This is a genomic window from Bradyrhizobium sp. WSM1417 (genome assembly GCF_000515415.1).
GTDB lineage: Bacteria > Pseudomonadota > Alphaproteobacteria > Rhizobiales > Xanthobacteraceae > Bradyrhizobium.
On sequence record NZ_KI911783.1, the window covers coordinates 6,141,923 to 6,168,016 of the forward strand.

General features: G+C 64.8%; 22 protein-coding genes and 1 pseudogene. 9 read left to right on the forward strand and 14 right to left on the reverse strand.

Annotated features, from left to right (window positions below; all coding sequences use genetic code 11):
• The first annotated feature begins 181 nt into the window (after positions 1-181).
• Complete coding sequence (locus tag BRA1417_RS0130255) at positions 182-1,141, forward strand: lysylphosphatidylglycerol synthase transmembrane domain-containing protein (protein WP_027518992.1); 960 nt, start codon at positions 182-184, stop codon at positions 1,139-1,141.
• Positions 1,138-2,157, forward strand: a complete 1,020-nt coding sequence (locus BRA1417_RS0130260) for a glycosyltransferase family 4 protein (protein WP_027518993.1) — start codon at positions 1,138-1,140, stop codon at positions 2,155-2,157. Before BRA1417_RS0130255 ends, BRA1417_RS0130260 begins: the two co-directional genes overlap by 4 nt.
• On the opposite strand, the pseudogene BRA1417_RS40995 reads toward BRA1417_RS0130260, so the two are convergent.
• The 6 genes and pseudogenes from BRA1417_RS40995 to rfaD form a co-directional block, all read right to left on the reverse strand.
• A pseudogene (locus BRA1417_RS40995) lies at positions 2,145-3,092 on the reverse strand (NAD-dependent epimerase/dehydratase family protein). The gene BRA1417_RS0130260 and the pseudogene BRA1417_RS40995 overlap by 13 nt on opposite strands.
• Positions 3,089-4,309, reverse strand: coding sequence for a glycosyltransferase family 4 protein (locus BRA1417_RS0130270; protein WP_027518994.1), 1,221 nt, complete (start codon positions 4,307-4,309; stop codon positions 3,089-3,091). Before BRA1417_RS0130270 ends, BRA1417_RS40995 begins: the two are co-directional and overlap by 4 nt.
• 2 nt (positions 4,310-4,311) lie before the next feature.
• Positions 4,312-6,225, reverse strand: coding sequence for a nucleoside-diphosphate sugar epimerase/dehydratase (locus tag BRA1417_RS0130275; RefSeq protein WP_027518995.1), 1,914 nt, complete (start codon positions 6,223-6,225; stop codon positions 4,312-4,314).
• 122 nt (positions 6,226-6,347) lie between these two features.
• Positions 6,348-7,634 carry an O-antigen ligase gene (locus BRA1417_RS0130280; protein ID WP_027518996.1) on the reverse strand — a complete coding sequence of 429 codons (1,287 nt, stop codon included), beginning with the start codon at positions 7,632-7,634 and terminating at the stop codon, positions 6,348-6,350.
• A complete protein-coding gene (rfaE1, locus tag BRA1417_RS0130285) occupies positions 7,631-9,115 on the reverse strand; it encodes a D-glycero-beta-D-manno-heptose-7-phosphate kinase (RefSeq protein ID WP_027518997.1) in 1,485 nt (494 codons plus the stop codon). Before rfaE1 ends, BRA1417_RS0130280 begins: the two co-directional genes overlap by 4 nt.
• 11 nt (positions 9,116-9,126) lie before the next feature.
• Positions 9,127-10,107: an ADP-glyceromanno-heptose 6-epimerase gene (rfaD, locus tag BRA1417_RS0130290; RefSeq protein WP_027518998.1), complete on the reverse strand. Its 981-nt coding sequence runs from the start codon at positions 10,105-10,107 to the stop codon at positions 9,127-9,129.
• A 159-nt stretch (positions 10,108-10,266) separates the two neighbouring features.
• On the opposite strand from rfaD, the gene waaF reads away from it, so the two are divergent.
• A complete protein-coding gene (gene waaF, locus BRA1417_RS0130295; RefSeq protein ID WP_027518999.1) occupies positions 10,267-11,355 on the forward strand; it encodes a lipopolysaccharide heptosyltransferase II in 1,089 nt (362 codons plus the stop codon).
• Positions 11,356-11,536: 181 nt separating this feature from the next.
• Here the strand turns inward: waaF and BRA1417_RS0130300 are convergent, their stop codons facing one another.
• The gene (locus tag BRA1417_RS0130300) at positions 11,537-12,574 is read right to left on the reverse strand and encodes a glycosyltransferase family 4 protein (RefSeq protein ID WP_027519000.1); all 1,038 of its coding nucleotides are present in this window, start codon (positions 12,572-12,574) and stop codon (positions 11,537-11,539) included.
• A gap of 125 nt (positions 12,575-12,699) precedes the next feature.
• On the opposite strand from BRA1417_RS0130300, the gene galE reads away from it, so the two are divergent.
• The 3 genes from galE to BRA1417_RS0130315 all read left to right on the forward strand — a co-directional run bounded on the left by galE (position 12,700) and on the right by BRA1417_RS0130315 (position 16,370).
• Positions 12,700-13,713 (forward strand): UDP-glucose 4-epimerase GalE, encoded by a 1,014-nt coding sequence (gene galE / locus BRA1417_RS0130305; protein ID WP_027519001.1) that lies wholly within the window; start codon positions 12,700-12,702, stop codon positions 13,711-13,713.
• 117 nt (positions 13,714-13,830) lie between these two features.
• Positions 13,831-15,633 carry an ABC transporter ATP-binding protein gene (locus BRA1417_RS0130310; RefSeq protein WP_007612475.1) on the forward strand — a complete coding sequence of 601 codons (1,803 nt, stop codon included), beginning with the start codon at positions 13,831-13,833 and terminating at the stop codon, positions 15,631-15,633.
• 35 nt (positions 15,634-15,668) lie between these two features.
• A complete protein-coding gene (locus BRA1417_RS0130315; RefSeq protein WP_027519002.1) occupies positions 15,669-16,370 on the forward strand; it encodes a fumarylacetoacetate hydrolase family protein in 702 nt (233 codons plus the stop codon).
• A gap of 64 nt (positions 16,371-16,434) precedes the next feature.
• Here the strand turns inward: BRA1417_RS0130315 and BRA1417_RS0130320 are convergent, their stop codons facing one another.
• Entirely contained in the window at positions 16,435-17,775 is a 1,341-nt protein-coding gene (locus BRA1417_RS0130320) for an MFS transporter (protein ID WP_027519003.1), read from the reverse strand.
• A gap of 144 nt (positions 17,776-17,919) precedes the next feature.
• Complete coding sequence (locus tag BRA1417_RS0130325) at positions 17,920-18,378, reverse strand: nuclear transport factor 2 family protein (protein ID WP_027519004.1); 459 nt, start codon at positions 18,376-18,378, stop codon at positions 17,920-17,922.
• A 131-nt stretch (positions 18,379-18,509) separates the two neighbouring features.
• Here BRA1417_RS0130325 and BRA1417_RS41000 point away from each other — a divergent pair, with 131 nt between their 5' ends.
• On the forward strand, positions 18,510-19,052 hold the full coding sequence (locus BRA1417_RS41000) for a periplasmic heavy metal sensor (RefSeq protein WP_035968890.1): 543 nt from the start codon (positions 18,510-18,512) through the stop codon (positions 19,050-19,052).
• Positions 19,053-19,085: 33 nt separating this feature from the next.
• A complete protein-coding gene (locus tag BRA1417_RS0130335; protein ID WP_027519005.1) occupies positions 19,086-19,319 on the forward strand; it encodes a hypothetical protein in 234 nt (77 codons plus the stop codon).
• 20 nt (positions 19,320-19,339) lie between these two features.
• Here BRA1417_RS0130335 and BRA1417_RS45040 read toward each other — a convergent pair whose 3' ends face one another.
• Entirely contained in the window at positions 19,340-19,495 is a 156-nt protein-coding gene (locus BRA1417_RS45040) for a hypothetical protein (RefSeq protein ID WP_198034869.1), read from the reverse strand.
• A gap of 146 nt (positions 19,496-19,641) precedes the next feature.
• The gene (locus BRA1417_RS0130345) at positions 19,642-20,565 is read right to left on the reverse strand and encodes a LysR family transcriptional regulator (RefSeq protein WP_027519006.1); all 924 of its coding nucleotides are present in this window, start codon (positions 20,563-20,565) and stop codon (positions 19,642-19,644) included.
• Between the two features lie 214 nt (positions 20,566-20,779).
• On the opposite strand from BRA1417_RS0130345, the gene BRA1417_RS0130350 reads away from it, so the two are divergent.
• Positions 20,780-21,490, forward strand: coding sequence for an SDR family NAD(P)-dependent oxidoreductase (locus BRA1417_RS0130350; RefSeq protein ID WP_027519007.1), 711 nt, complete (start codon positions 20,780-20,782; stop codon positions 21,488-21,490).
• A 193-nt stretch (positions 21,491-21,683) separates the two neighbouring features.
• On the opposite strand, the gene BRA1417_RS0130355 is transcribed toward BRA1417_RS0130350, so the two are convergent.
• From BRA1417_RS0130355 to metK, 3 genes are all read right to left on the reverse strand, one after another.
• Entirely contained in the window at positions 21,684-23,144 is a 1,461-nt protein-coding gene (locus tag BRA1417_RS0130355; protein ID WP_027519008.1) for an NAD(P)/FAD-dependent oxidoreductase, read from the reverse strand.
• 158 nt (positions 23,145-23,302) lie between these two features.
• Positions 23,303-24,724, reverse strand: coding sequence for an adenosylhomocysteinase (ahcY, locus tag BRA1417_RS0130360; RefSeq protein WP_007601979.1), 1,422 nt, complete (start codon positions 24,722-24,724; stop codon positions 23,303-23,305).
• Between the two features lie 128 nt (positions 24,725-24,852).
• Positions 24,853-26,049: a methionine adenosyltransferase gene (metK, locus tag BRA1417_RS0130365; RefSeq protein ID WP_027519009.1), complete on the reverse strand. Its 1,197-nt coding sequence runs from the start codon at positions 26,047-26,049 to the stop codon at positions 24,853-24,855.
• Positions 26,050-26,094: the final 45 nt, after the last annotated feature.

The following is a 26,094-nucleotide window of genomic DNA, read 5'->3' on the forward strand; positions in this document are numbered from 1 at the left end:
CTCGGTCTCTCGCCCGCGGCGTCCCTTTAGCCTCCGCATCGACGGGGTCGCAATAGCTCCGCTGCCCTGCATGAGGGCTCTCGATCACCGCTATTGCAAGATCGGCGCCAAAACCATACCAAAGCGGCCGAATTCGGCGCCTTGCGTCGGGTTGCTCAAAACCCTTGTTCATGCGGACGAAATGCGCCGAATCCTGCTGTCGACGGCCAAGATCCTGATTTCCGGAGCGCTGCTCTACCTGGCGCTGCGCAAGGTCGATCTTTCCGAACTGTTTTCGCGCTTCACCGTGACCAGCCTGTTCTGGATCGGCTTGGCGATCGCGATCGCGTTCCTGCAAATCTTCGTCGGCGTGTTGCGCTGGCGCGAGGTCAGCGCCGCATGCGGCGCCCCGCTCGAGCTCGCCCGTGCCATGCGCTACAACGTGATCGGATCGTTCTTCAACCAGACCCTGCCCTCGGCAATCGGCGGCGATGCGGTCCGGCTGTGGCTCGTCGCGCGCGCCGGCGCCGGCTGGCGCGCTGCGACCTACTCGATCTTCGTCGATCGCGCGATTGGTTTGATCGCGCTCGCAATCATGATCGTGGCAAGCCTGCCCTGGAGCTACAGCCTCATCGCCGATCCGCACGGGCGCTCGGCGCTGCTGTTCGTCGACCTCGCGGCGCTCGCGGGTGGTCTCGGCTTCCTGGTCTTCGGCGCGCTGAAATGGCACTGGCTGAGAACCTGGTGGGCCACGCATCACATCCACGCCTGTGCCGTGATCGCCAACCGCGTGATCTTCAGCCGCTCGCGCGGACCGGCCGTCGTGATCCTGTCGCTCGCCGTGCATGTGCTGGCCGTCGTGGTCGCCTGGTGCGTCGTGCTGTCGATCGCGGCGCCGGTCGGCTTCAGCGACGTCTTTATGCTCGTGCCGCCGGTGATGCTGATCACGATGATGCCGATCTCGATCGCCGGCTGGGGCGTGCGTGAAGCCACCATGAGCCTCGCGTTCGGCTTCGCGGGGCTGGCCGCCAACGAGGGGGTCAACGTCTCGCTGCTGTTCGGCGCCGTGTACTTCATCGTCGGCGCGATTGGCGGCCTGGTCTGGATCCTCAGCGCGGAGAAAGCCGCGCAGGGATCGGCGCCGCTCGGGGTGCCGGAGTGAACGCGGCCGTTGACGCGCTCGGCGCCGTACCTTCGCTGCTGGCCCTTGCGATTGCCGCACTGCTGTCGGGCGTCATCACCTGGACCAGCCGCCCCCTGCTCCAGCGTTACGCATTGGCGCGGCCCAACGCGCGGTCCTCTCATCGCATCCCGACCCCGCAGGGTGCTGGCATCGCCGTGATTTCAGCGACGCTGCTGGTCGCATCAGCCTGGGCAGCCTGGGCGAACATCGCGATTCCGCCGGCGCTGATCGCTGCAACGGTCTTGATCGCCCTGGTCGGATTTGCCGACGACATCAAGTCGCTGCCGGTGCTCGTGCGCCTCGTGCTGCAGGCCGCAGCTGTCGGCGCCGTCGTGTTCACCACGCCCGAGACCGCGCGCATCGTGCCGGCGCTGCCGCTCGCGCTGGAGCGCGGGCTCATCCTGCTGGCGGGCGTGTGGTTCGTGAACCTCGTCAATTTCATGGACGGGCTCGACCTGATGACGGTGGCGGAAGTGGTGCCCGTCACCGCGGCGCTGCTGCTGCTGGGACTGCTCGGCGATTTGTCGTGGCCGGCCGCGCTGATCGCCGCGGCGCTGTGCGGCGCCATGCTCGGCTTTGCGCCGTTCAACAAGCCGGTCGCAAAAGTCTTCCTGGGCGATGTCGGCAGCCTGCCGATCGGTCTTTTGCTCGGCTGGTGCCTGCTCGAGCTCGCCTGGCGCGGGCAGCCCGCCACGGCGCTGTTGCTGCCGGCCTATTACCTCGTGGATTCGACCGTCACGCTGTTCCGGCGCATCGCAAGGCGCGAGCAATTCTGGTCGGCGCATCGCTCGCATTTCTACCAGCGTGCCACCGACCACGGCTTCACGGTCTCTCGCGTGATCGGCGAGGTGTTCGCGCTCAATCTCGTGCTCGCCGGGCTTGCCATCGTCACCGCTCGCGCCGGCTCGATGACGATCACGCTGACCGCGCTGCCGGCGGGCGCAATCGCGATCGGCATCGTGCTGCGGCGGTTCTCCCCCCCTCAGGCGTCCTGATCCGTCAGCGCCAGCCGCAGCCCCTCGTCGAGAGACACCGCCGGCTGCCGCCCGGTCGCGGTCGCCTTGGCGAGGTTGAGCTCGAGCGAGCCGATCAGGCTGTCATTCGTATCCTGCCGGCCCATCACGCGCAGCAACGTCCCGAGCAGGTCCTGCGGCATGCCGAACAGCCGCGGGTTCTTGCCGGCAGCCTTGGCCAGCCGCGCGATGAACTCGGGCGTCGAGACCTGCTCTCTGTCGGCCACCAGGAAGATCTCGAAATTGCTCGCGGGATCTGGATGAGAGAGCCGGCGCAGGATGAACGAGGACAGGTTCTGCACGGCAAGGAAGGCGCGGTGATTGCGGATCGCGGCAAAGGGCAGCGGCAGCCCGAGGTTCACTGCACGCGTCAGCAGCGCGAAATTGCCCTTGGCGCCCGCACCATAGACCAGCGGCGGCCTGATCACCGAAACTTTCATGGCGCTGTCGCGCGCCAGCGTCTTCAAGCCCGCTTCGGCCGCGGCCTTGGACATGCCGTAGAGACCGCGCGGCGTCAGGACATCGTCCTCGCTGAACGGCGCGCGGCCCTCATTACTGCGACCGTGCACGAGAACGGTGCTGATGAAAATGAACTGCCGCACGCCGGCCATCGCCGCGCTGCGCGCCAGGTGCAGCGTACCGGCAATGTTGACGTTGCGGTAGAGCTGGACCGCGTGCTCTTCGTGCTTGTGATGCACCCGTGCGGCGAGATGAACGACGGCGTCGACGCCTTAAAGCGCGGCCTGCCAGTCGGTTTCGGGGCCGATCGATTCGATCACGACCTCGTCGCCCATGCCTTCCGGCCTGCGGACCGCGCGGCGGATCGACCATCCCTCGCGCACCAGTGCGGGCACGACATGACGGCCGACGAAACCGCTCGCACCCGTCACCAGCACGACTGGCTTGCGCTCGTTCATCGTTGCTCCGGTAGTTCGGGGTTGCGCAACAATTCGTCGACCAGAGCGGCATAGGCGTTCATCGCGGTGACGCGATCGAACTTCGCCGCCGCCTTCACCGCGCGCTCCGCAATGGCGACACCGTCAGAGCAAGACGCCGCGCGGATCGCCTCGGCCAGTTGATCGGCCGGGCCGGGCGTCACCACCCAGCCCAGCCCGTTCTCCACCACTGTCAACGCGGCCTCGGCCTCCGGTTCGGAGACCAGCACCACGGGACGGCCGACCGCCAGCAGATTGTAGAACCGGCTCGGCACCGAAACCCCCGCAACGTCCTTCCGGTACGGAATGATCCAGAGATTGGCCGCCGCCAGGAATGCCTCGAGCTCGGCGTCCTCGACCCGCCCCACGAAGGAGACATTGGGCAATTTCGCCTCAGTCTGCAACTGCTTCAACCGTTCGAAGCCGATGCCCCAGCCGGAGAGCACAAAGTGGATGCCAGGCTCGGCCCTCAAAAGGCGCGCCGCCTCGAACACGATCTCCGGATCATGGGTGAAGCCGAGATTGCCCGACAGGCCGACAACGAAATCCGCCGAGAGCGCTTTGCGGAATGGATTGTCCGCCGTCACCGGCCGGCGTGCGGCCACGAGCGTCGCCCAATTCGGGATGAAGCGGATCTTGTTCCGCGTCATGCCGGAATAGCTCAGCAGCGGCCGTTCCGCATCGCGGCCGATGGTGATGACGGCATTGAGCGCACGAAACATCAGGCTGTTGGCGGCACGCATCGTCATGGCCACGATCGAACCGGGCTTCAGCAGGCCCGCCATCACCAGCACGTCCGGGAAGAGGTCGTGCATGATCAGCGCCGAGCGCGCGCCCTTCAGCCTCGCCGCCGCCGCAACTGCGTAAGGCAGCATGAACGGTGCGGTGACGGTGAGCACGACGTCGCCTCGCCTCAGCTCCCGTGTCAACGCCAGGAACGTGCGCGCCGCGAACAGCAGCTCGGAGGCGCCGCGCCGCACCAGCGCCGCCTTGCCCGCCATCCGGTTCTTGACGCCGACGACCCGCGGCTTGCCCGGGCCGGTCTGCGAGGCCGGCAACGGGCCTGACGAGCCCGACAGCACCACGACCTCGTGATCCCCGGCGATGCGGCAGGCGATCTCGGCCATGATCGCCGCCGTCGTGCTCGGATCAGGCGGGTAGTGCTGGCTCGCCACCACGATCTTGCCCCGAGGCTGCATGATCAGGCCGCGGTCGACCCGAATTCCGGAACCGCGTCCTTCAGAATGGTTCTGATGGTGGCCCGATCGTCGCGCGCGATCGCCTGCTCCAGCGCCGCAATCCATTTGCGCAGCGTCTGCATCGGGGGCTCGTTCGGCTGCGCGGCCATGATGCCGGCGACGCCGATCTCGCGGGTCGGCTCCTCGGAGGCGAACAGGATTTCGTGCAGGCGTTCGCCGGGCCGCATGCCCGTGAACACGATTTCGATGTCGTAGCCGGGTTGCAGGCCCGAGAGACGGATCATGCGCTCGGCAAGATCGACGATCTTCACCGGCTGGCCCATGTTGAGCACGTAGACCGACACGTCCGAACGCTGCGTTCCGAGCGCATGCGTTGCCGCCGTGATGACGAGATCGCAGGCCTCGCGGATGGTCATGAAGTAGCGGACCATGTCGGGATGCGTGACCGTCACGGGACCGCCGGCATCGATCTGGGCCTTGAACTTCGGCACCACCGAGCCGTTCGACGCCAGCACGTTGCCGAACCGGACCGAGATCAGCCGCATCGATCGCCTGGCGCCGCCGTGACCCGCCGCAAGTTCATGGTCGAGCGCCTGGCAATACATCTCGGCGAAGCGCTTGGTGAGGCCGAGCATCGACACCGGCTCGATCGCCTTGTCGGTCGAGATCATCACCATGGCTTCGGCGCCGGCGCTGTGCGCGGCATCGGCAACGTTGATCGAGCCGAAGATGTTGGTCTTGACGCCCTCGCTCCAGTCGCGCTCGAGGATCGGCACGTGCTTGAGCGCGGCGGCATGGAACACGATGTCCGGCTTGAACTCGGCCATCAGGCGCATGATGCGCTCGCGGTCGCGGATGTCGGCGATCCGCCCTTCGATCGAAGCGGCGGTGCCGAGCGCCGCGAGCGTTTCCGTGATCGCGTAGAGCGCCGGCTCGGAATTTTCCACGATCAGAAGACGCGCGGCGCCGAACGCGACGACGCGCTCGCAGATCTCGGAACCGATCGAGCCGCCCCCGCCGGTGACGATCACCGCCTTGCCCTCGATCAGGGCCTCGAGCCGCGCATAGTCGATCTTTTCGCTCGGCCGCAGCAGCAGGTCCTCGACGGCGACGGCCGTGAGCCGTGGCGTATCGCCGCTCTCGAGCGAGGGCATGCGGCTCACGATGACGCCGAGCTTGCGCGCCCGCATCAGGATCGATTCGGGATGGGCCTCCGGCTCGAATGCCGTCGGCGTCATCACGACGCGCGCGATCCCTTTGCCGCGCTTGGTGAAGTCGGCGACGACATCCTCGATGTCGTCGACGCCGCCCAGAACAGGGACGTTGCGGATGGACTGGCCGCGATCGGAAATCGACGGCGAGAGCACACCGACCGGCCAGATGTGCTTGATCGCCCCGCTCTCGATTCCGCGCAACAGCACCTCGGCATCCGCGGCGCGGCCGATCAGCAGCGTCGGCGCGGCATCTCCGGTGCGGGCGTGACGCCGAACCCGCGTATAGCGGAAATAGCGGTAGGCAATGCGTAACGCGCTGAGGAAGGAGATCTCGATGAACCAGTAGAGGACGATGGTCACCTTGCCGAGGAAGAAGGTGCCGCGGACGTTGGGGGCGACGAAGATGTAGTCGAGCACCAGGAGTGCAACCGTCAGCACCGTCGCGACGCGGATGATGTTCAGCGCGTCGGGCAGCGAGATGAAGCGCCATTTCGTCGTGGTCAGGTTGAAGACGAAGAACACGACCACGCTGAAGGCGAGGAAATAGGGCAGGATCTGGATCAGCAGCGGCAGGCGGTCGACGAAGCCGTCGCCGCCCTCGAAGCGCAGATAGAAGGCGGCGAAGAGCGCCGCCGTCGTCGCCAGCAGGTCGTGGAGCGCGATCATGAAATTGCGCAAGGTGAGATGCGAAAGACGCGTCATCCGCTGACCGAAAACCCAGTTAAATGCAACCTGATCGCGCTGATAACCCATCTCGGCCGGACATGCCAGTCAAGGCTTGCCGGTCAGGTTTGCCGGTCAAGGTTTGCGATCCGGGCGGCCGTTCAGGAACCGGCCACTGTCGCCTTCGCTTCGGCCTGCTGGGCCCGGATCACCATGCCGCCGGCAGCGCCGACACCGATGACGTACATCCAGCCTTCGTGGAAGTCGAACAGATGGGAGTTGAACAGCGAGGTGAAGACGTTCTGGACCACGACCAGGAGGCCGACCCAGTTTGCGAGCCCGTCGCCGCGAAACAACCGCAGATGCAGGATCCAGATGGCGTAGAGAACGGCGACGCCGATGATGCCCCATTGCACGGCCACGTTCAGCGTCTGGTTATGCGGGTTGCCGATCACCTCGGCGGACGCCAGGTTCTGATTGCCGGGCGTCGCGGCCCGCTCGAACAATCCACGCGTTGAGCCGGTGCCGTGCCCCTTGACCGGCGCCTCCGCGAAGAAACCGAGGGATTTTCGCCAGAATTCGAGCCGCAAGCCGGCCGAAGTCGACTCGCCTTTTTCCACATAGCGTGTGTAGTCGCTGGCAAAGCTGTCGGCGGTCTTGCGCAATTGCGGCGAGGCCTGCCAGGCGAGAACCGCGCCCACGAGCAGGGCCGCGGAGATGATCGCGATGCTGCGCCATCTCAGATGAAGCAACGCAAACACGCCGAACAGGACCGGAATGGTGACGAGCGCAGTGCGCGACACCACCACGAAGGCCATATTGACGAAGAAGGCGAGCGCAAGCGCCGTGAGCAGCCCTGCGATCCAGTAGCGCTTCTGACGAAGCAACTGCACGATCGGATAGGCGAGCGCGACCGCGCAGAGCGCAAACTCCTGGCTCTGGTCGATGTAGTTCTTGACGAAGATGCCGCGCTCGCCGCGGTCGGATTTGAGCGCGAGGTCGGGGTAGAAGGCGACCAGCCAGGACATCACCGACAGCAGCGCGCAGGACACCAGGAAGGCGACGAACACCCAATGTCCGCGCGGCGAGCGCGTAAAATGATAGAGCAGGACCGGCAGCACCAGCAGCTTGACGGTCGGATTGACCGCGTAGAAGCGCGCGCCCCAGGCCGCGTCCGACCACAGCGTCCCGACCAGCGCGAGCAGGACCAGCGCAATCGGCGCCGCACAGATCGGACGCTTGAGCGATTGCAGGAACTCACGGACGTCGAGGAACGGCACCATGCAGAGCAGCATCAGGACATTGAATATCGCCGCAAGCGACGTCGACCATGGCAGCGAGGCCGCGGTCAGGATCGCAAACAGGTCGACCGTCTCGGACCAGGCCGCCGGACTGCGCAGACGCCGCCACAGCACCTGGCCGGTCGTCTCCCCGGCGAGGGTCGTCACTTGCTCTCCCCCCGCGCGCGATGAACCAGCGCCGTCGTGCTGAAGCCCTGGAGAATGTCCACCAGCACCACCGTCCCGCCCGCGGCTTCGACAACCTCATGACCGACCACCTGCTCGCGGGTGTAATCGCCCCCTTTGATCAGCGCGCTCGGCTTGATGCGGGTGATCAGGTCGATCGGCGTATCCTCATCGAAAATAACCACGAGATCGACGGCTTCGAGCGCCGCCAGCACTTCCGCACGCGCTCGCTCGTCCTGAACGGGGCGGTCGGCGCCCTTCAGCCGCCGTACCGAGGCGTCGCTGTTGAGGCCCACGATCAGGCGGTCACACGCGGAGCGCGCCGCTGTCAGCACCTTGACGTGGCCGGGATGCAGGATGTCGAAGCAGCCATTGGTGAAGCCGACGCGCTGGCCTTGCTTCTTCCATTCCGCGAGCTGCGCGTCGAGCGTATCAGGCTCGAGCACGATCTTCTCTTCGGCCGCGAGATAAGCATGCGGCAATATCTTTCGCTTCAGCTCGGCCGCACTCACGCTGGCGGTGCCCTGCTTGCCGACAGCGACGGCGGCAGCGGCACTGGCCATGCGTAGCGCCGTGTCCCAGTCCGCGCCCGTGGCGAGCGACACCGCGAGCGCCGCCGCAACGGTGTCGCCGGCGCCGGAGACGTCGCGCACCTTGACCGGGAACGCCGGGACGTGAACGGCCTCGCCGTTGCGCGGCACCAGCGTCATGCCGTGCTCGCCTTGCGTGACCAGGATCGCTTCGCAATCGGCGAGCCGCATCACGTCCTCGCTGGCATCGACGATGCTCTGCGGCGTGTCGGCGCGGCTTCGGGTTGCTTCCGAAAACTCCTTGCGATTGGGCGTAAGCAGCGTCGCGCCGCGATAGATCGCCCAATTCAGGCTTTTGGGATCGACGATCACGGGCTTGCCGAGTTTTCGCGCGGCGTCGATCGTGTGGCGGATGACGCGGGCGGTCAGCACGCCCTTGGCGTAGTCGGACAGCAACACGACGTCAGCGCGCGCGATCTGCGGCAGGATCGCTTCGATCAGCTTGGTCTCGATCGTATCGGAAGCAGGCTGTGCCTGCTCCCAATCCGCACGCAGCATGTGCGTGGAAAAATGCTCGGAGACGAAACGGACCTTTCGCGTGGTTGGACGCGAGGGGTCGCACACCAGCACGCTTTCGATTGCGCCCTGCTCCGCAAGCGTCGAGGCGAGCTGCCTGCCCGCATCGTCCTCGCCGACGAGGCCGACGAAGATGCAGCGCGCGCCGAGCGCGGCGACATTGCGCGCGACGTTGCCGGCACCGCCGATATGGATCTCGCTGCGCTGTGCCGCGATGACAGGCGCCGGCGCTTCCGGCGAGATCCGCGACACCTCGCCATAGACGAACTCGTCCAGCATGATGTCGCCGATGCACAGGACCGTGCGGCCCGAGATGGCTTGCGCGAGGGCATCGAAATCGAGAATGGGCGTCGGCATGGTGATGGGCCTCAGCGGAAGCGGTCGGGCCGGTCGAGATAATCCCCGACATAGGCCTTCACCGCGTCCTCGAGCGTCGTGAAGCCGCCATTATAGCCGGCGCGGTGGAGGCGATCGACCTCGCTCTGGGTGAAATACTGGTAGCTGCCGCGGATCTGCTCGGGCATGTCGATGAATTCGATGTTAGGGCTGGCGCCGAGCGCGGCATAGGCCGCCAGCATCAGATCCCTGAAGCTGCGCGCCTTGCCGGTGCCGACATTGAAGATGCCGGACACCGAGGGCGTCGCCAGCAGCCACATGATCACGCGCACGACGTCGTCGACATAGATGAAATCGCGGCGCTGGTCGCCGTCGGCGATGCCCTCGCGATGCGACTTGAACAATTGCACGACGCGGCCCGCTTTGACGTCGTCGAAGCGGCGCGCCAGCACGCTCATCATCGAGCCCTTGTGGTATTCGTTGGGACCGAACACGTTGAAGAATTTCAGCCCGGCCCATTGCGGCGGCAGCTTCTCGCCGTTCGCCGCGCGCTCGGCGACGGCGAGATCGAACAGGTGCTTGCTCCAGCCGTAGAGATTCATCGGCCGCAATTTCTTCAGCGCAGGGACCGAGGCGTCGTCGTCAAATCCTGCCTCGCCGTCGCCATAGGTCGCCGCCGAGGAGGCGTAGATCAACGGCACGGCGTTCGCCGTGCACCAGTCCAGGAGGCGCATCGACAGGCGGAAGTTGGTCTCGAACACCAGGTCGCCGTCGGTCGCAGTGGTCGCAGAAATCGCCCCGAGATGGATCACGGCATCGAGCTTGCGACCCTTCAACCAGTCCGGCAGCTCAGCCGGCGGCACGATATCCACAAGCTGCCGCTTCGCGAGATTGCGCCATTTGCCCTCGGTGCCAAGGAAGTCACAGACCACGACGTCGCTGCGGCCAGCCTCATTCAGCGCGGCGACGACATTCGATCCGATAAAACCGGCCCCGCCGGTCACCAGCAACATTTCACCTAGCCTGCCCGATGTTTTGCGACCCGATCTTGCCCTAGCGCATGATCCTCAAAAGTGTAAGCGGTTTTGGGATGGCCGCTCTGCCGGCTTTACCTGCCGGCCCGGAGCGGCTAACCGAACCGCCACATCAGCGCACCCCGGCCCTATTAACGAATGAACCAAGATTCGCAACTTAGTGGAGAGGCAGATCGGGGCGACACGCGCCCGATCCTGATCGTCCCCTACATGTGGATCGGCGATTTCGTCCGGAATCACACCGTCGTGCGGGTCCTCAACGAGCGCTGGCCGAACCGGCCGGTCGATCTGCTCACCACGTCGCTGTGCGCCCCCCTGGTCGATTACATGCCCGGCGTGCGCGATGCGATCGTCTGGGATCTGCCGCGCGGCCGGCTCGCCGTGGGCCGCCAGCTCGGCCTGGCGAAGCTCCTGCGCGAGCGGAACTACGGCACCGCCCTGGTGCTGCCCCGGACCTGGAAGGCTGCCATCGCGCCCGCTTTGGCCGGGATTCCGGAAAGGGTCGGCTTCGTCGGCGAGTTCCGATTCGGCCTGCTCAACCGCTGGCGCTGGGGCGAAAAGAAGCTGCCCCGCTTCATCGACAAGAACGCCGCCCTCGCCCAGCCCGATGGCGCCCTGCTGCCGCCGGAATGGCCGGTGCCACAATTGCGGGTCCCGGCCGAGGACATCGTCCGCTGGCGGCAGGCCAACGGCCTCAGCGCCGGCGCTGCCGTAGCACTCGCCCCCGGCTCGGTCGGCGTCTCAAAGCGCTGGACCTACTATCCCGAGGCCGCCCGCCTGCTCGCCGAGCGCGGCCTCGAGGTCTGGGTTGTCGGCGGCCCCGGGGAAAAGGGCCTGGCCCAGGAGATCGTTGCGGCCGGCGGCGCCGGGACCGCCGGCGGCCCTGGGGTGCGGGACCTCACCGGCAATGATCTGCGCAACGGCGTGCTGGCCATGGCTGCAGCCGGCGTCGCGATCTCCAACGATTCCGGCCTGATGCACATCGCAGCCGCCCTGGGCACGCCGACCATGGGCATTTTCGGCCCGACCAGCCCCTACCTCTGGGCCCCCCTCAACGGCCTCGCCGCAACCGTGGTCCAGGACAAGAGCGTGCTGTCCTGCCAACCCTGCCAGAGCACGATCTGCAAGATGAACGACCACCGCTGCATGCGAGATATCGCGGCGAGCGAGGTGGTGGAGATTGCGCAGCGGGTGCTGGGTGAGGTGGGGATGCAGGCTGGGACCTGAAGGCGTCGAGGCTGCACCGATGATGACATCATGCCGGTGTTTTGCCCGACGAGTCAAACTGGTTTCGTAAAATCAGAAGCTCATCAACCCCAACCGCCAAGCCATTGATTTCGTTGCCACCGGCTACTGTGCATGGGGTTGTTTTCGCGGTTTTTGTTTTTGATGCCGCTACGGCAGTGGCTCAAAGCAGCGGCCGATAGACCTCACCGATCCGCGCGGCCTCGGCATCGAGGCTGAATCGTTCGAGCACCCGTGCCCGCCCGCGCTCGCCCATCGCAGTTGCCGTGGCCACGTCACGCATCAGCGGTTCGACCGCCGCAGCCAGCGCATTGGCATCACCGGTTGGGATCAGGACGCCGGTCACGCCATCCTCGACCACCAGTTCGGCCGCACCGGCGCGCGCGGCGACCAGCGCGCTGCCCGCCGCCATCGCCTCGATCAGCGTCAGGCCGAAACCTTCGTTGCGCGAGGTGAAGGCGTAGACGGTCAGCCGCTGATACCAACGTTGCACGTCTTCGATCGGCAGTTCGCCAGTGATGACGATGCGCGATTGCAGGCCGGCGGCCTCGATGCGCTTCTTCAGGTCGTTGGCAAAAGCGGTTTGCTCGGCCGTGACCTGGCCGACGATGACAGCGGTGAAATCCGGATAGCGCGGCAGCAAACGGCACATCGCATCGACGAACACATCGGTGCCCTTCTGCGCGCGCACCCGGCCGAAGCAGCCGATCGCGTAGCGGCCCGGCAGCGCGGCTTCCGCGAAGGCCGCAGCGCGATCCGCCGGCGGCGCATAGATTTCGGTGTCGACGCCGTGCGGGATCACCGTCGCCTTCACTTTCAGGAACGAGGCCGAAAGATCCGATGTCGCGATGATCGCGTCCATGCGCCGGATCAGCCAGCGCGTGATCCAGCTATGATGGCGTTGCGCCGCCGAAGTGAAGACGAGCTTGAGCGGCCAACCGAGCGCGCGCAACAGCACGCCCGCGATCATCTCGTTGTTGCGGCGCGCGTGCCAGATCACCGGCGCCTTGCGGCGCCACAATCTCAGGAGATCGGCACCGCCCAGGCGCGCGATCCCCTCCGGCGCGTCGGAGCCGAACCACGCGGCGCGATAGAGCTTTGCCAGCCGCGGCGCCACCATCCGGTTGGTCGCGGTGACCCCGGAATAGCGCCTGTGCAGATTTGGCACGATCACTTCGAGATCGCTTGGGGAATTCGCCACGCCACGCTCCGTTTCGAAAGTCCCTATACGCAACATTAAGCATAGTGACCAGTTCAGCCGCGCCGATACCCACTCTTCACCACGTAAACGTTAGCGTGGAGCGTTGATCGAAGACGGGTGAGATCATGACTGTGCTTGTCACCGGCGGTGCCGGCTATATCGGAAGCCACACGGTTCTGGCGCTGGCGGAAGCCGGCGAGGACGTCGTCGTGATCGACGATCTCTCCACCGGTTTCTCGGCCTATCTGCCCGAAGGCGTGCCGCTGTTCATTGGCGATGCCGGCGACGAGAACCTGCTCGAAGGCGTGATCGCCCAGCACAACATCGAGAGCATCATCCATTTCGCGGGGTCGGTGGTCGTGCCGGATTCGATGCGCGATCCGCTCGGCTATTACCGCAACAATTTCACGACCGCGCGCAACCTGCTCAATGTCGCGGTCAAGCGCGGCATCGACCGCTTCATCTTCTCCTCGACCGCGGCGGTCTACGGCGATCCGGACCAGGTGCCGGTGCCCGAGCATGCGCCGACACGGCCGCTGTCGCCCTACGGTTCGTCGAAGCTGATGACCGAGATCATGCTGCACGACGTCGCCGCCGCCTACGGCATGCAATACGTGGCCCTGCGCTATTTCAACGTTGCGGGTGCCGATCCGCAGGCCCGCATCGGCCTCGCCACCGTCGGCGCCACGCATCTGCTCAAGATCGCGGTGGAAGCCGCGACCGGCCAGCGCGCCAAGATCGACGTGTTCGGCACCGACTATCCGACCCAGGACGGCAGCTGCATCCGCGACTTCATCCATGTCACGGACCTGTCGCAAGCGCATCGCTCGGCGCTCGCCTATTTGCGCAACGGCGGCGCCTCGACGACGCTCAATTGCGGCTATGGCCGCGGCTACTCGGTGCTGGAGACCATCGACGCCGTGCGCCGTGTCTCGGGTCGCAGCTTCGCCGTGCAATACGCCCCGCGCCGGCCCGGCGACATCATGACCATGGTCGCCGACACCAGCCGCATCCGCGGCCTGCTCGACTGGAAGCCGCAATACGACGACCTCGAGACCATCGCAGCCCATGCGCTGGCCTGGGAGGACAAGCTGTTCCGCGAGCGTCACGGCGAGCTCCGCCACGCCGCCTCGGCCTAGATTCCATTCCAGCGCAAGCCCTTAATTGGGCTTGAAAAGCGCTGGCTTAGCGGGCACAGAGGCAGTTCGATCCCTGACGTGCGGGCAGGCTTTCCTTGCGCCGTCAATGGACTGCGGATGGCTCAGTTTCCAAAGAAAATCACCGACGATCCCTATGCGGCAGCGGTGCTGATTCGCCGCCTGGTCACGGAACAGGGGATCCTCTACTGGCGGCGCTATCTCGTCGCCTTCGCGCTGATGGCGCTTGCCGCCGGATCGACCGCGGGCGCGACCTACGTGCTCGGCCAGGTCATCAACCAGGCCTATGTCGACAAGAACATCCCGGGCATCGCGATGTTCTCGGGCATCACGGTGATCCTGCTCTTCATCAAGGGCGTGGCGACCTACGGCCACATGGTGATCCTGACCAAGATCTCCAACGCCATCCTCGCCACCAACCAGCGCCAGCTGTTCGCCAAACTGATGCGCGAGAGCGTCGGATTCTTTTCCGAGCGGCATTCGTCGGAATTTCTGGCGCGGCTGACCGCCGGCGCAAAGTCCATCACCGATGTCCTCAACATGCTGGTCAATGCGGTCGGGCGCGACCTCATGATGTTGCTCGCCATGATCGGCGTGATGGTGTGGCAGGATCCGGTGATGTCGTTCATCGGCCTCGTCGCCGTGCCGCCGGCGATGCTGGTGCTGCGCAAACTGGTCAAGCGCATCAAGGGCCTCGCCTACAACCAGTTCACCGGCACCGCCGACATCCTGGAGACGATGCAGGAATCGCTGCAGGGCATCCGCACGGTGAAAGCGTTCACGCTCGAAGACACCATGCAGACCCGCATCGACGAGAACATCGCGATCGTCGAGCGCAACGCCAACAAGATGGCCCGCGTGGCCAACCGCTCCAACCCGTTGATGGAGATGCTCGGCGGCTTCGCGGTCGCCGGCTGTTTGCTTTATGGCGGCTATAGCGTGGTCGCGCTCAACGCCACGCCCGGAGCATTCTTTTCCTTCATGACCGCCTTCCTGATGGCGACCGAGCCGGCAAAGCGGCTGGCGCGGCTCAACATCGACCTTAACAGCCAGCTCGTCGGCGCCCGCATGCTGCTCGAAGTCGTCGACAGCCCCGCGAGCGAGCATTCCGACGACGACAAGCCGGCGCTGAAACTCTCGAACGCACGCATCGAGCTGCGCGACGTCAGCTTTTCCTATCGCAACGGTGAGACCGTCCTCAACCGCATGAGCTTTGTTGCCGAGCCCGGCAAGGTCACCGCGCTGGTCGGCCCCTCCGGCGGCGGCAAATCGACCGTGCTGGGGTTGCTGCTGCGCTTCTACGAGGTGACGCAAGGCGACATCGTGATCGATGGCCAGTCGATCGGCGCGGTCTCGCGAAAATCGCTGCGGGCCCAGACCGCCTATGTGGGCCAGGACGTCTACCTGTTCCGCGACACCATCCGCAACAACATCGCCTTCGGCCGCGCGGGCGCGACCGAAGAACAAATCATCGATGCTGCGAAAGCTGCCTGCGCGCATGATTTCATCATGGGCTTCCCGCTCGGCTACGACACGCCCGTTGGCGAGCACGGCACGCAGCTGTCCGGCGGCCAGCGCCAGCGCATCGCTGTCGCGCGCGCGCTGATCAAGAACGCGCCGATCATCCTGCTTGACGAAGCCACCGCCGCGCTCGATTCCGAGTCCGAGCGGCAGGTGCAGGAAGCGATCGAGCATCTCTGCCAGAACCGCACCACGATCGTGATCGCGCATCGCCTGCACACCATCATGCACGCCGATGCGATCCTGGTGGTCGAGGGCGGCGAGATCGTCGAGCAGGGCCGGCACGACGAGCTGCTCCGCCGCGGCGGCCGCTACGCCTCGTTCTTCCGCCTGCAGCATCACGACGCCGGCGCTCTGGCGCCGATCAGCGCAACCGCATAGAGTTCCTTTCACCTCAAGAGCAGCGAGATCGCACCATGAACGCCGCCTCCTACGTCATCCCGCTTCCGCCCCAGGCTTCGCTTCCCGTCGTCGGGGAAAGCGGCCGTTATCCCGTACGCCGCATCTGGTGCGTCGGCCGCAACTATCTCGAGCACATCCGCGAGATGGGCAATGACGAGCGCGCCCCGCCGTTCTTCTTCGCCAAGCACGCCGACATGCTGGTGCCCGATGGCGCCACCATTCCCTATCCGCCGCTGACCAAGGATCTCCATCACGAGGTTGAACTGATCGTCGCAATGAAGAGCGGCGGCCTCAACATTCCCGCCGAGAAGGCGCTCGACCATGTCTACGGCTATGCCGTCGGCATCGACCTGACCCGCCGCGACCTCCAGATCGCCTCGCGCAAGAAGGAGCGTCCGTGGGAGGTCGGCAAGTCGTTCGACCATTCGGCGCCCTGCTCCGCGGTGCAGCCTGCATCGAAGATCGGCCATCCCGCCAAGGGCAAGATCTGGCTCACGGTCAACGGCAAGGAAGCGCAGAAGGGCGACCTCACCGAGCTGATCTGGAACGTGCCCGAGATCATCTGGCAGCTCTCGCAGCAGGTGAAGCTCGCCGCCGGCGACATCATCATGACGGGCACGCCGGCCGGCGTGTCGCAGCTCCAGCCCGGCGACAAGCTCGAATGCGGCGTCGACGGCGTCGGCACGCTGAAGGTGAGCATCGGTCAACCGGAATAAGGCTGAGCTCGAGATTACGGGAAAGCAAAGCCCCGGGCGTCGCGTCCGGGGCTTTTTTGCGGATTCAAGTTCGTCGCTCGTACGCCCCCGCCGCGTTGATGTCCTTTCCGGTGTAATCGGTCATCATCGCGGTCGCGACCAGCGTCACGACCGCGCAAATCGCGATGTAGACGGCGATCGCGGTCGCCGAGTGGAACGTGCCGTACAGCCACGTAGCGATCAGCGGTGCGGGGCCGCCGGCGATCACGGATGCGAGCTGATAGCCTAGCGAGGAGCCGCTGTAGCGCAGGCGTCCGGTGAAGCTCTCGGCGATCAAGGCGGCTTGCGGTCCATACTGCATGTCGTGCGGAATCAGCGACAGGATGATCGCGAGGAAGATGATGGTCAGCGAGCCCGTATTGAGCATGGCGAAATAGACGAAGCCGAAGATGCCCGTCACGGCAGCGCCGAGCATGTACATGTTCTTGCGGCCGATCTGATCGGAGATATGTCCGCACAGCGGGATCGACACGAACGACAGCACCGAGGCCGAGAGCACCGCGGTCAGCAGGAAGTCGCGCGATACGTGCAGGGTACCGATGCCATAGGAGAATACGAACGCCGTGAAGATGTAGAACGGCGCCTGCTCCGACATGCGCGCGAACGCAGACAGTAGAATCTCCTTCGGGTATTCCCGGATCACCGTGAGCATCGGCGTGCGATCAACCTGGCGCTCGGCCACGAGCTTGGAGAACACCGGGGTTTCGAGAATGCCGAGCCTGATATAGAGGCCCACGCCGACCAGGATGATGCTGAGCGCGAAGGGAATACGCCAGCCCCATGCCAGGAACTGATCACCCGCCATCTGGCTGAACACCAGCACGGCAAGATTGGCCAGGAAAAGCCCGCAGGGCACACCGAACTGCGGCCATGATGCGATCAATCCACGGGATCGGTCGTTGCGCGCCCATTCCATCGACATCAGGACCGAACCGCCCCATTCACCACCGACTCCGACGCCCTGAATGAACCGCAGCACGGTCAGGATGACGGCGCCCCAAATACCGATGCTGGCATAGGTCGGCACGACCGCCACCGCAGCGGTCGCCAGTCCCATCAAGAGCAGCGTCGCGATCAGCGTGGATTTACGTCCGATGCGGTCGCCATAATGGCCAAAGATTGCCGCGCCGACGGGCCGCGCGGCGAATCCGACCGCGTAGATCGCAAACGCCTCCAGCGTGCCGACCCAGGGATCGGAGTGAGGAAAGAACAGTTTTGCGAAAACCAGACCCGTGACGGTGCTGTAAAGAAAGAAGTCATACCACTCGATCGCGGTCCCGATTGTGGAGGCGATCACGGCGCGGCGAAGCTGGCGCTGATGCTCGGGGGCAGAAAGTCGGGTGGCGTCGAGATCAAGTGTTGCCATGGGAGCGCATCCTCAGATTGGCCCCCGCTTGCGTGTTTTCACCTGTTATTTGTTGCCGAAAAACGACGCTGGGTTCCAAGAGTTCCAACCGACTTGGAATGAGAGGCTAAAACTTTAGTCGGCCGATATGCCCGGCGAGGCGCACTACCAGGCCTTCACCGGCCGATCGGCGTGGCTTGCCTGCGGCACACCGCGATTGAGCGACATGTGGGAATGCACGCACAGCCAACCATCGCCATGTCTTGAAAACACCATCGTGGCCCGGCCGGGGCGCGGAAACGCGCTGCCGTCGGGATGATAACCTGTGCTCGTCCAAGGCACGATCACGGTCGCCATCGTGCCATCGGACGATGCCAGAATCGAGGCCTGCTCGATAACGAAACGGAAGTCGCCCGTCTTGGGCCAGACGTTGTCCCATTGCGTGGTGACCCATTGCTCGAGGCCGGGAATGACGTCGTTGTGCGTGCCGAAGGCCAGCACATCCGGATGGAACAGCGGCCGCGCCGAAGCGTAGTCGACCTCGCGGACATAACCTGCAAAGGTCTCCAGCCATTGGCGAAAGAACTGCGTGATCTCGGCATTCGCGGTCGGCAAGGAGGCCATTGCCTGCTCCATGTTCGGCAACTCAATCGCGGCAATCTTTGTTGCCATGAGGCGAACCGTCCAGCAAGATGTGTGGAGAGCACCGGTGGAGATCGATCGATGAACCGGGCCGATTTCATGGAGCCAGACTCATGAGACGCCTTCTCCTGCTTGCGGCCACGCTTATCGTCTCGTGCAACGTTGCCAGCGCGCAGTCCAGTCAGCCCTATGCCGGCCTTGAGCATCGCCCCATCAAGGCGCTGTCGCAGCATCAGATCGACGATCTTCGAGCCGGACGTGGCATGGGCCTGGCGCTTGCCGCCGAACTCAATGGATATCCCGGCCCGAGCCATGTTCTTGAACTCGGTGATCGGCTCGATTTGACCGCGGATCAGCGCATCCAGGTTCAGCGCCTCTTCGATGCCATGAAGCAAGAGGCGGTCCCGCTGGGTAACAAGCTGGTCGAGCAGGAAACGGAGTTGGACCGCCTCTTCTCCGCCCGCGTCGTGACATCGGAGTCACTCAAGGCGGCCCTCGTTGCCATTTCGGAAACCCAGGCACTGCTCCGCGAAAGCCACCTCAAATATCATCTGTCGACAACTGCCTTGCTCGACCGGAGCCAGATGCAGCGATACGCGGAGCTGCGCGGTTACCAACGCCCTGATGGCTCCGAAGCACACAAGCACCATCACTAAACGCGGTCATCGCAGCGCCGACAGCACGACCGCGTGATCGCGCTTCAGGTCAGCGGGCCGGCACCCGCCCTCGGCTACAGCTTCAACCACATCAATCTCGGCGACAGCACCGAGAAGCTGATGGCGCAATTCGGCGGCCTCTTCCATGTCGGGCCGAGCGGGCTGGAGAAGACCGAGCTCTGGACCTATCACCCATGGCCCTTCTCATTCGAAGTGCAGGCGGACCGTGTCACGTCAATCCGGATCAGCGATCCGACCATCCAGTAATAGATTGTACGGGGCCCTGGTCACCCCCGGGACAGCGCCTGGAGACCCTTGAAGGTCAGGCGCTTGGGGTCGGTGACGCCGGCGAGATACAGGCGGCGGATGAACGCGATGACGGCGTCGCGGTCGCAATCGGTCAGCGCGACGACGGCGTCGACCGCGATTCTCTGGGCTTCCATTGGGCTCACCTCGGCCTTGCAAGTAACCCCGGCCGAGACAGGCTAGGACTCCGCGGTTAATCCGCCGTTAACCGTTCGGGCAGCATGGCCGATTCACCCGACCCGCCGTATACGCGAAACAACGCATTGCCCGTGCGCGCAGCGGCTCACCGGGAACTGATGCCCTTCTTGAGCTGAGCAAACTGCTTCTTCAGGCGCGGCACCGCAAAGTCCGTGAAGGTCCGGACCTTCGGGACCGAGAGCCGGCCCTGCGGACAGATCAAATGCGCGGGCATCTCGGGATCCTCGTCGCCGGCCAGGACGATCTCGAGCTCGCCGCGCGCGACCTGCTCACCCACCTGGTACGAATACATGCGCGCCACACCGCGGCCGGCGACGGCCGAGGCCACCGCCGCATAGGTGCTGTTGACGACGAGCCGCGGCGTGAACTGCACCGTGCGGGCAGCCGACGAGCCGGCTTGCGGCGCAAAGGTCCAGGAATTGGGAAGGTGGCCCATCGCGACGATCTGGTGCTTGGCGAGGTCGCCCGGCTCGGTGATGCGCGGGTGCTGCTTCAGATAGCGTGGTGATGCCACCACGACGCGGCTGATCTCGCCGACCCGCATCGCGACCATTGCCGAATCCGCGAGATGGCCGATGCGGAGCGCGACGTCGACCCCCTCCTCGATCAGATTCACCGCGCGATCGAACAGCAGGAGTTTTGCCGACACGGTCGGATAGGCATCGAGAAACGCATCGAGGATCGGCCGCAGCACCATCTCACCCGACACCACCGGGGCAGTGATCGTGAGCAAGCCGCGGGGCGCCGTGCGCGGTCCGGCCGCGATGTCGTCGGCCTCCTCCAACTCGGTGAGCACGCGCCTGCAGACCGCGACATAGCGCTCGCCCTCCTCGCTCAGCTTGATGGAACGTGTGGTCCGGTGCAGCAGCTCGGCACCGACCCGCTGCTCCAGGAAAGCAATGGCGCGGCTGACCGCCGCCGGCGAACGGCCAAGCTTGCGGCCCGCAGCCGCAAGGCTGCCCTCGTCGACCGCAAGGACAAAGACCTTCATCGCATCCAGACGATCCATGCGTTTCCCGCCAGCCCATCGAGCTCCGAATGCAAGCTAGGCGTTCGCTCCCGCTGCGACAACCACCGCCGAGCGCCGGTCCGGCATTCGTTCGCGCCGCGAAAGAGTGTCTGCCGGACAGCGCGTATTCGCAGCCGGGCTGCCGCGTCGTACCTCATCCGCCAAGCCAGCCCCCGCTGGCGCAGGTTCTGAAAGCCAGCAACAGGAGCCCATCATGGGTATCGAACAGAAGGTTGCCATCATCACCGGTGCTTCGCAGGGCATCGGCGCTGCCTTAGTCCAGGGTTTTCGCGATCGCAACTATCGCGTCGTCGCGACAGCGCGCTCCATCAAGCCGTCGGGCGATGACGATGTCCTCGCCATTGCCGGCGACATCGCCGACCGGAACACCGCCGAGCACGTGGTCTCGCAAGCCGTCACCCGCTTCGGCCGCGTCGACACGCTGGTCAACAACGCCGGCATTTTCGTCGCAAAGCCGTTCACGCAGTACACGGCGGAGGACTATGCGGCGGTGATGGGTACCAACGTCGCGGGCTTCTTCCACGTCACGCAGCTCGCCATCGCCGAGATGGAGAAGCAGGGGTCCGGCCACGTTGTCCAGATCACGACCACGCTGGTCGACCAGGCCAATTCGAACGTGCCCTCGGTGCTGGCCTCGCTGAGCAAGGGCGGGTTGAGCGCCGCCACCAGATCGCTCGCGATCGAATATGCCAAGCGCGGTATCCGCGTGAACGCGGTGTCGCCCGGCATCATCAAGTCGCCGATGCATCCCGTCGCGACGCACGCCCAGCTCGATGCGCTGCATCCTGTCGGCCATATGGGCGAGATGTCCGACGTCGTCGACGCAGTGCTCTATCTCGAGGGCGCCTCCTTCGTCACCGGCGAAATCCTGCATGTCGACGGCGGCCAGAGCGCCGGCCACTGAACGCACCAGCGCCTTCGCGCACGCGAGGACGGCATGAGACGCAGATGCCAAGCAACAAGTCCAACCCGACCGCATCAGCGGTCGGGTTCGACATCGGGCACTTCTTCACAGGCGTCGTCGTGCTCGCACTCGCGATTGATCTTTGCGCTGCCGCTTGCCACGCGCAAAGCATAGAACGCCGAGGTCGTTGCGATCAGGAATATTGCATCACGCCGTCGTCGATCCGGCCGAACCGCAAGGAGACGATGTCGAGCGCGTAGTTCTGGTAGAGCCGCCACGGCTGCTTCGAACCTTGCTTCGGCATCTTCGCGACGGAGCGCTGCACATAGCCCGAGGTGAAATCGAGCGATGGCTGCGCGGTAATCGTGGGATCGTCATTATGCGGCATGCACTGCCGGAAATTGTGCCGGTCCATGTAGTTGATCAGTCGACAGACATACTCGCAGGTGAGGTCGCATTTCAGCGTCCATGACGCGTTTGTGTAGCCAAACGCGGAAGCCATGTTGGGCACGTCGGCATACATCATGCCCTTGTAGGTCAGCGTGCTCGCGAAATCGACGGCGCGGCCGTCGACGCTAACCTCCAACCCGCCGACCACCTGGAGCACCAGCCCCGTCGCGGTCACGACGATGTCCGCCGCAAGCTCGCTGCCGTCCTTCAGGCGGATACCATCGTGCGTAAAGGTGTCGATCTCTTTGGTGACCACGGAGGCGCGCTGCTCGCGGATCGCTTTGAACAGATCGCCATCCGGCACGAGGCAGAGCCGCTGATCCCAGGGATTGTAGCGCGGCGTGAAATGGGTCGCGACGTCGTAGTCGGGGCCGAGCGCCATCTGCACGCCCTTGAGAACCAGCTCCTTCACCTTCGCAGGGCGGCGTCGACTGAGCTGGAAGAAGAACATCCCCCACATCACGTTGCGCCAGCGGATCAGGTGATAGGCAAGGCGCGTCGGCAGATTGCGCCGCAATTTGTTGGCGACGGGATCCTGCGCCGGGCGCGACACCACATAGGTCGGCGAGCGCTGCAGCATGGTGACCTGCGCGGCCGTCTTGGCCAGCTCCGGCACCAGCGTCACCGCGGTCGCGCCCGAGCCGATCACGACGACGCGCTTGCCGGCGCAGTCGATGTCGTCGGTCCATTTCTGCGGATGCACGATGCGGCCGGCGAAATCCGCGACGCCCGGAAACTCCGGCGTATATCCGGCCTCGTATTTGTAATAGCCCGAGCACATGAACAGGAAATTGCAGGTGAAGCGCACGAGTTCGGCCGCGCCCTCGCCGGTGATGCGCTCGGCCTCGACGGTCCAGCGCGCCTCACTCGTCGACCACGCCGCACGTTTGACACGATGGTGGAAGCGGATGTGCTTCTCGATGCCGTTCTCGGCCGCGGTGTCGCGAACGTAGTTGAGGATTTGCGCGCCGTCGGCGATCGCCTTCGGATCGGTCCACGGCTTGAAGGAATAGCCGAGCGTGAACATGTCGCTGTCGGAGCGGACGCCGGGATAGCGAAAGAGGTCCCAGGTGCCGCCGATGCAGTCGCGGCCTTCAAGAACGACGTAGGTCTTGCCCGGGCATTTGGTCTGAAGATGATAGCCCGCGCCGATGCCGGACAGGCCGGCACCGACGATCAGCACGTCGAAATGGTCTTGAGCCATTGTTTCCTCCGCTGCCAAGGATTGTCTGACCGGGATCATTGCTCGTCAACTGGCAATCGGCCTGAGACAACCGCGAAGAAACACGTGCGTCGCGCTCGAGACAACAAAGCCCCGGATCGCTCCGGGGCTTTGCGTCGAAAGTAGATACGATCAGCGGATCAGTAGCGGTAGTGGTCCGACTTGTACGGACCTTCCTGCTTGACGCCGATGTAGTCGGCCTGATCCTTGCGCAGCTCGGTGAGCTTGACGCCAATCTTGGCGAGATGCAGCCGGGCCACCTTTTCGTCGAGCGACTTCGGCAGCACGTAGACTTCCTTCTTGTACTTGCCGTCCTTGTTGTTGGCGAAAAGCTCGATCTGCGCCAGCGTCTGGTTGGTGAAGGAGGCCGACATCACGAAGGACGGATGGCCCATCGCATTGCCGAGGTTCACGAGGCGGCCCTCCGACAGCATGATGATGCGGTGCTTGTCGGGGAATTCGATCTCGTCGACCTGCGGCTTGATGTTGGTCCACTTCAGGTTACGCAGACCCGCGATCTGGATCTCGTTGTCGAAGTGACCGATGTTGCAGACGATGGCGCGATCCTTCATCGCGCGCATGTGCTCGATCGTGATGATGTCCTTGTTGCCGGTCGCGGTGACGAAGATGTCCGCGCGGGGCGCAGCGTCTTCCATCGTCACGACTTCATAGCCTTCCATCGCCGCCTGCAGCGCGCAGATCGGATCGACTTCGGAGACCATGACGCGACAGCCGGCCTGGCGCAGCGAGGCGGCCGAACCCTTGCCGACGTCGCCGAAGCCCGCAACCATCGCGACCTTGCCGGACATCATCACGTCGGTGCCGCGGCGAATGCCGTCGACCAGCGATTCACGGCAGCCATAGAGGTTGTCGAACTTCGACTTGGTGACGCTGTCGTTGACGTTGATGGCCGGCCATAGCAGCGTGCCGGCCTTCTGCATGTCATAGAGACGATGCACGCCCGTGGTGGTCTCTTCGGAAACGCCCTTGATGCTCTTGGCGATCTCGGCGAAGTAGCCCTTCGGCTTCTCCTTGAGCTGCTTCTTCAGAAGCGCGAAGAAGACTTCCTCTTCTTCCGAACCCGGCTTGTCCAGGAACTTGGTGTCGCCGTTCTCGGCGCGCAGGCCGAGATGGACGTACATGGTGGCGTCGCCGCCGTCATCCAGGATCATGTTCGGGTGACCGCCGCCGTGCCAGTCGAACAGCTTGGCGGTGTAGTCCCAGTATTCGGTAAGGCTCTCACCCTTGACGGCGAACACCGGAATGCCGGCGGCTGCGATCGCCGCCGCGGCGTGGTCCTGCGTCGAATAGATGTTGCAGGAGACCCAGCGGATGTCGGCGCCGAGCGCTGCCAGCGTCTCGATCAGCACGCCGGTCTGGATCGTCATGTGCAGCGAGCCGGCGATGCGCGCGCCCTTCAGCGGCTGCTTCGGGCCATACTCTTCGCGGGTGGCCATCAGGCCGGGCATCTCGGTCTCGGCGAGCGAGAGCTCCTTGCGGCCGAAATCGGCGAGCGAAATGTCCTTGACGATGTAATCGGTGAAGCCGGGCTTCGCATTCATTGCGGGCGTCCTGTTGTTGAATTGGTCGTTCCGGGTCGCCCTGGAGAGGCGAACCCGGAATCTCGATGCGATGGATTAAGAATTCCGGGTTCGCCACTGTCGCGGCGCCCCGGAAATGACGTCGGCGATCAGACCGCGCGCTTGAGCGCTTCGACGAGATCGGTCTTCTCCCAGGAGAAGCCGCCCTCGTTGTCGGGGGTACGGCCGAAATGGCCGTAGGCGGAGGTGCGCGCGTAGATCGGGCGGTTGAGATCGAGATGGCTGCGGATGCCACGCGGGGTGAGATCCATCGCCTTGGCGGCGGCCTTCTCGAGCTCAGCCTCCGACACCTTGCCGGTGCCGTGGGTGTCGATGTAGATCGACAGCGGACGCGCCACGCCGATGGCGTAGGCGAGCTGCAGCGTGCATCGGTCGGCAAGACCGGCCGCGACGATGTTCTTGGCGACGTAGCGGGCGGCGTAAGCCGCGGAGCGGTCGACCTTGGTCGGATCCTTGCCGGAGAACGCGCCGCCACCGTGCGGGGCCGCGCCACCATAGGTGTCCACGATGATCTTGCGGCCGGTCAGGCCGGTGTCACCATCAGGACCGCCGATGTAGAACTTGCCGGTCGGGTTGATGTGCCAGATCGTCTTCGCCGTAATCCATTCCTTCGGCAGCGCCTCGCGCACATAGGGCTCGACGATGTCGCGTATCTGCTTGGACGAGATGTCCTCGACCAGATGCTGGTGCGACACCACGATCTCGCGCACGCCGACCGGCTTGCCGTTCTCGTACTGCACGGTGACCTGGCTCTTGGAGTCCGGGCCCAACACTTTCTCGCGGCCGGAGTGGCGCGCTTCGGAGATGAGGCGCAGGATCTTGTGGGCGTAGAAGATCGGCGCCGGCATCAGATCGGGCGTCTCGTTGGTGGCGTAGCCGAACATGATGCCCTGGTCGCCCGCGCCCTCTTCCTTGACCTCGCCCGGCTGCAGCGCATCGACGCCCTGGGCGATGTCGGCCGACTGCGGATGCAGCAGGATCTCGATGTCGGCCTTCTGCCAGTGGAAACCTTCCTGCTCGTAACCGATGTCCTTGATCGCGGCGCGCACGACACCTTCGATCTGCTCGTTGGTGACGGATGCGGGACCGCGGGTCTCACCGGCGATCACGACCTTGTTGGTGGTCGCGAGTGTTTCGCAGGCGGCGCGGATTTGCCAGGGATCGATGCCTGCTTTCGGTCCTTCGCGGTAGAACAGATCGACGATCTCGTCTGAGATCCGGTCGCACACCTTGTCCGGATGGCCTTCGGACACGGACTCGCTGGTGAAGAGATAGGACGCGCGCATCAGTAACCCCTTGTTCCGCCGCTAGCTGGCGGGCGTTTGCGATGT

Bases quoted from the DNA above. Each gene is read 5' to 3' on its own strand.
- BRA1417_RS0130255 (WP_027518992.1), top strand. From the start codon at position 182: ATGCGCCGAATCCTGCTGTCGACGGCCAAGATCCTGATTTCCGGAGCG.
- BRA1417_RS0130270 (WP_027518994.1), bottom strand. From the start codon at position 4,309: ATGCAGCCTCGGGGCAAGATCGTGGTGGCGAGCCAGCACTACCCGCCT.
- BRA1417_RS0130275 (WP_027518995.1), bottom strand. From the start codon at position 6,225: ATGACGCGTCTTTCGCATCTCACCTTGCGCAATTTCATGATCGCGCTC.
- rfaE1 (WP_027518997.1), bottom strand. From the start codon at position 9,115: ATGCCGACGCCCATTCTCGATTTCGATGCCCTCGCGCAAGCCATCTCG.
- rfaD (WP_027518998.1), bottom strand. From the start codon at position 10,107: ATGTTGCTGGTGACCGGCGGGGCCGGTTTTATCGGATCGAATGTCGTC.
- waaF (WP_027518999.1), top strand. From the start codon at position 10,267: ATGAACCAAGATTCGCAACTTAGTGGAGAGGCAGATCGGGGCGACACG.
- galE (WP_027519001.1), top strand. From the start codon at position 12,700: ATGACTGTGCTTGTCACCGGCGGTGCCGGCTATATCGGAAGCCACACG.
- BRA1417_RS0130310 (WP_007612475.1), top strand. From the start codon at position 13,831: ATGGCTCAGTTTCCAAAGAAAATCACCGACGATCCCTATGCGGCAGCG.
- BRA1417_RS0130315 (WP_027519002.1), top strand. From the start codon at position 15,669: ATGAACGCCGCCTCCTACGTCATCCCGCTTCCGCCCCAGGCTTCGCTT.
- BRA1417_RS0130320 (WP_027519003.1), bottom strand. From the start codon at position 17,775: ATGGCAACACTTGATCTCGACGCCACCCGACTTTCTGCCCCCGAGCAT.
- BRA1417_RS0130325 (WP_027519004.1), bottom strand. From the start codon at position 18,378: ATGGCCTCCTTGCCGACCGCGAATGCCGAGATCACGCAGTTCTTTCGC.
- BRA1417_RS41000 (WP_035968890.1), top strand. From the start codon at position 18,510: ATGAGACGCCTTCTCCTGCTTGCGGCCACGCTTATCGTCTCGTGCAAC.
- BRA1417_RS45040 (WP_198034869.1), bottom strand. From the start codon at position 19,495: ATGGAAGCCCAGAGAATCGCGGTCGACGCCGTCGTCGCGCTGACCGAT.
- BRA1417_RS0130345 (WP_027519006.1), bottom strand. From the start codon at position 20,565: ATGGATCGTCTGGATGCGATGAAGGTCTTTGTCCTTGCGGTCGACGAG.
- BRA1417_RS0130350 (WP_027519007.1), top strand. From the start codon at position 20,780: ATGGGTATCGAACAGAAGGTTGCCATCATCACCGGTGCTTCGCAGGGC.
- BRA1417_RS0130355 (WP_027519008.1), bottom strand. From the start codon at position 23,144: ATGGCTCAAGACCATTTCGACGTGCTGATCGTCGGTGCCGGCCTGTCC.
- ahcY (WP_007601979.1), bottom strand. From the start codon at position 24,724: ATGAATGCGAAGCCCGGCTTCACCGATTACATCGTCAAGGACATTTCG.
- metK (WP_027519009.1), bottom strand. From the start codon at position 26,049: ATGCGCGCGTCCTATCTCTTCACCAGCGAGTCCGTGTCCGAAGGCCAT.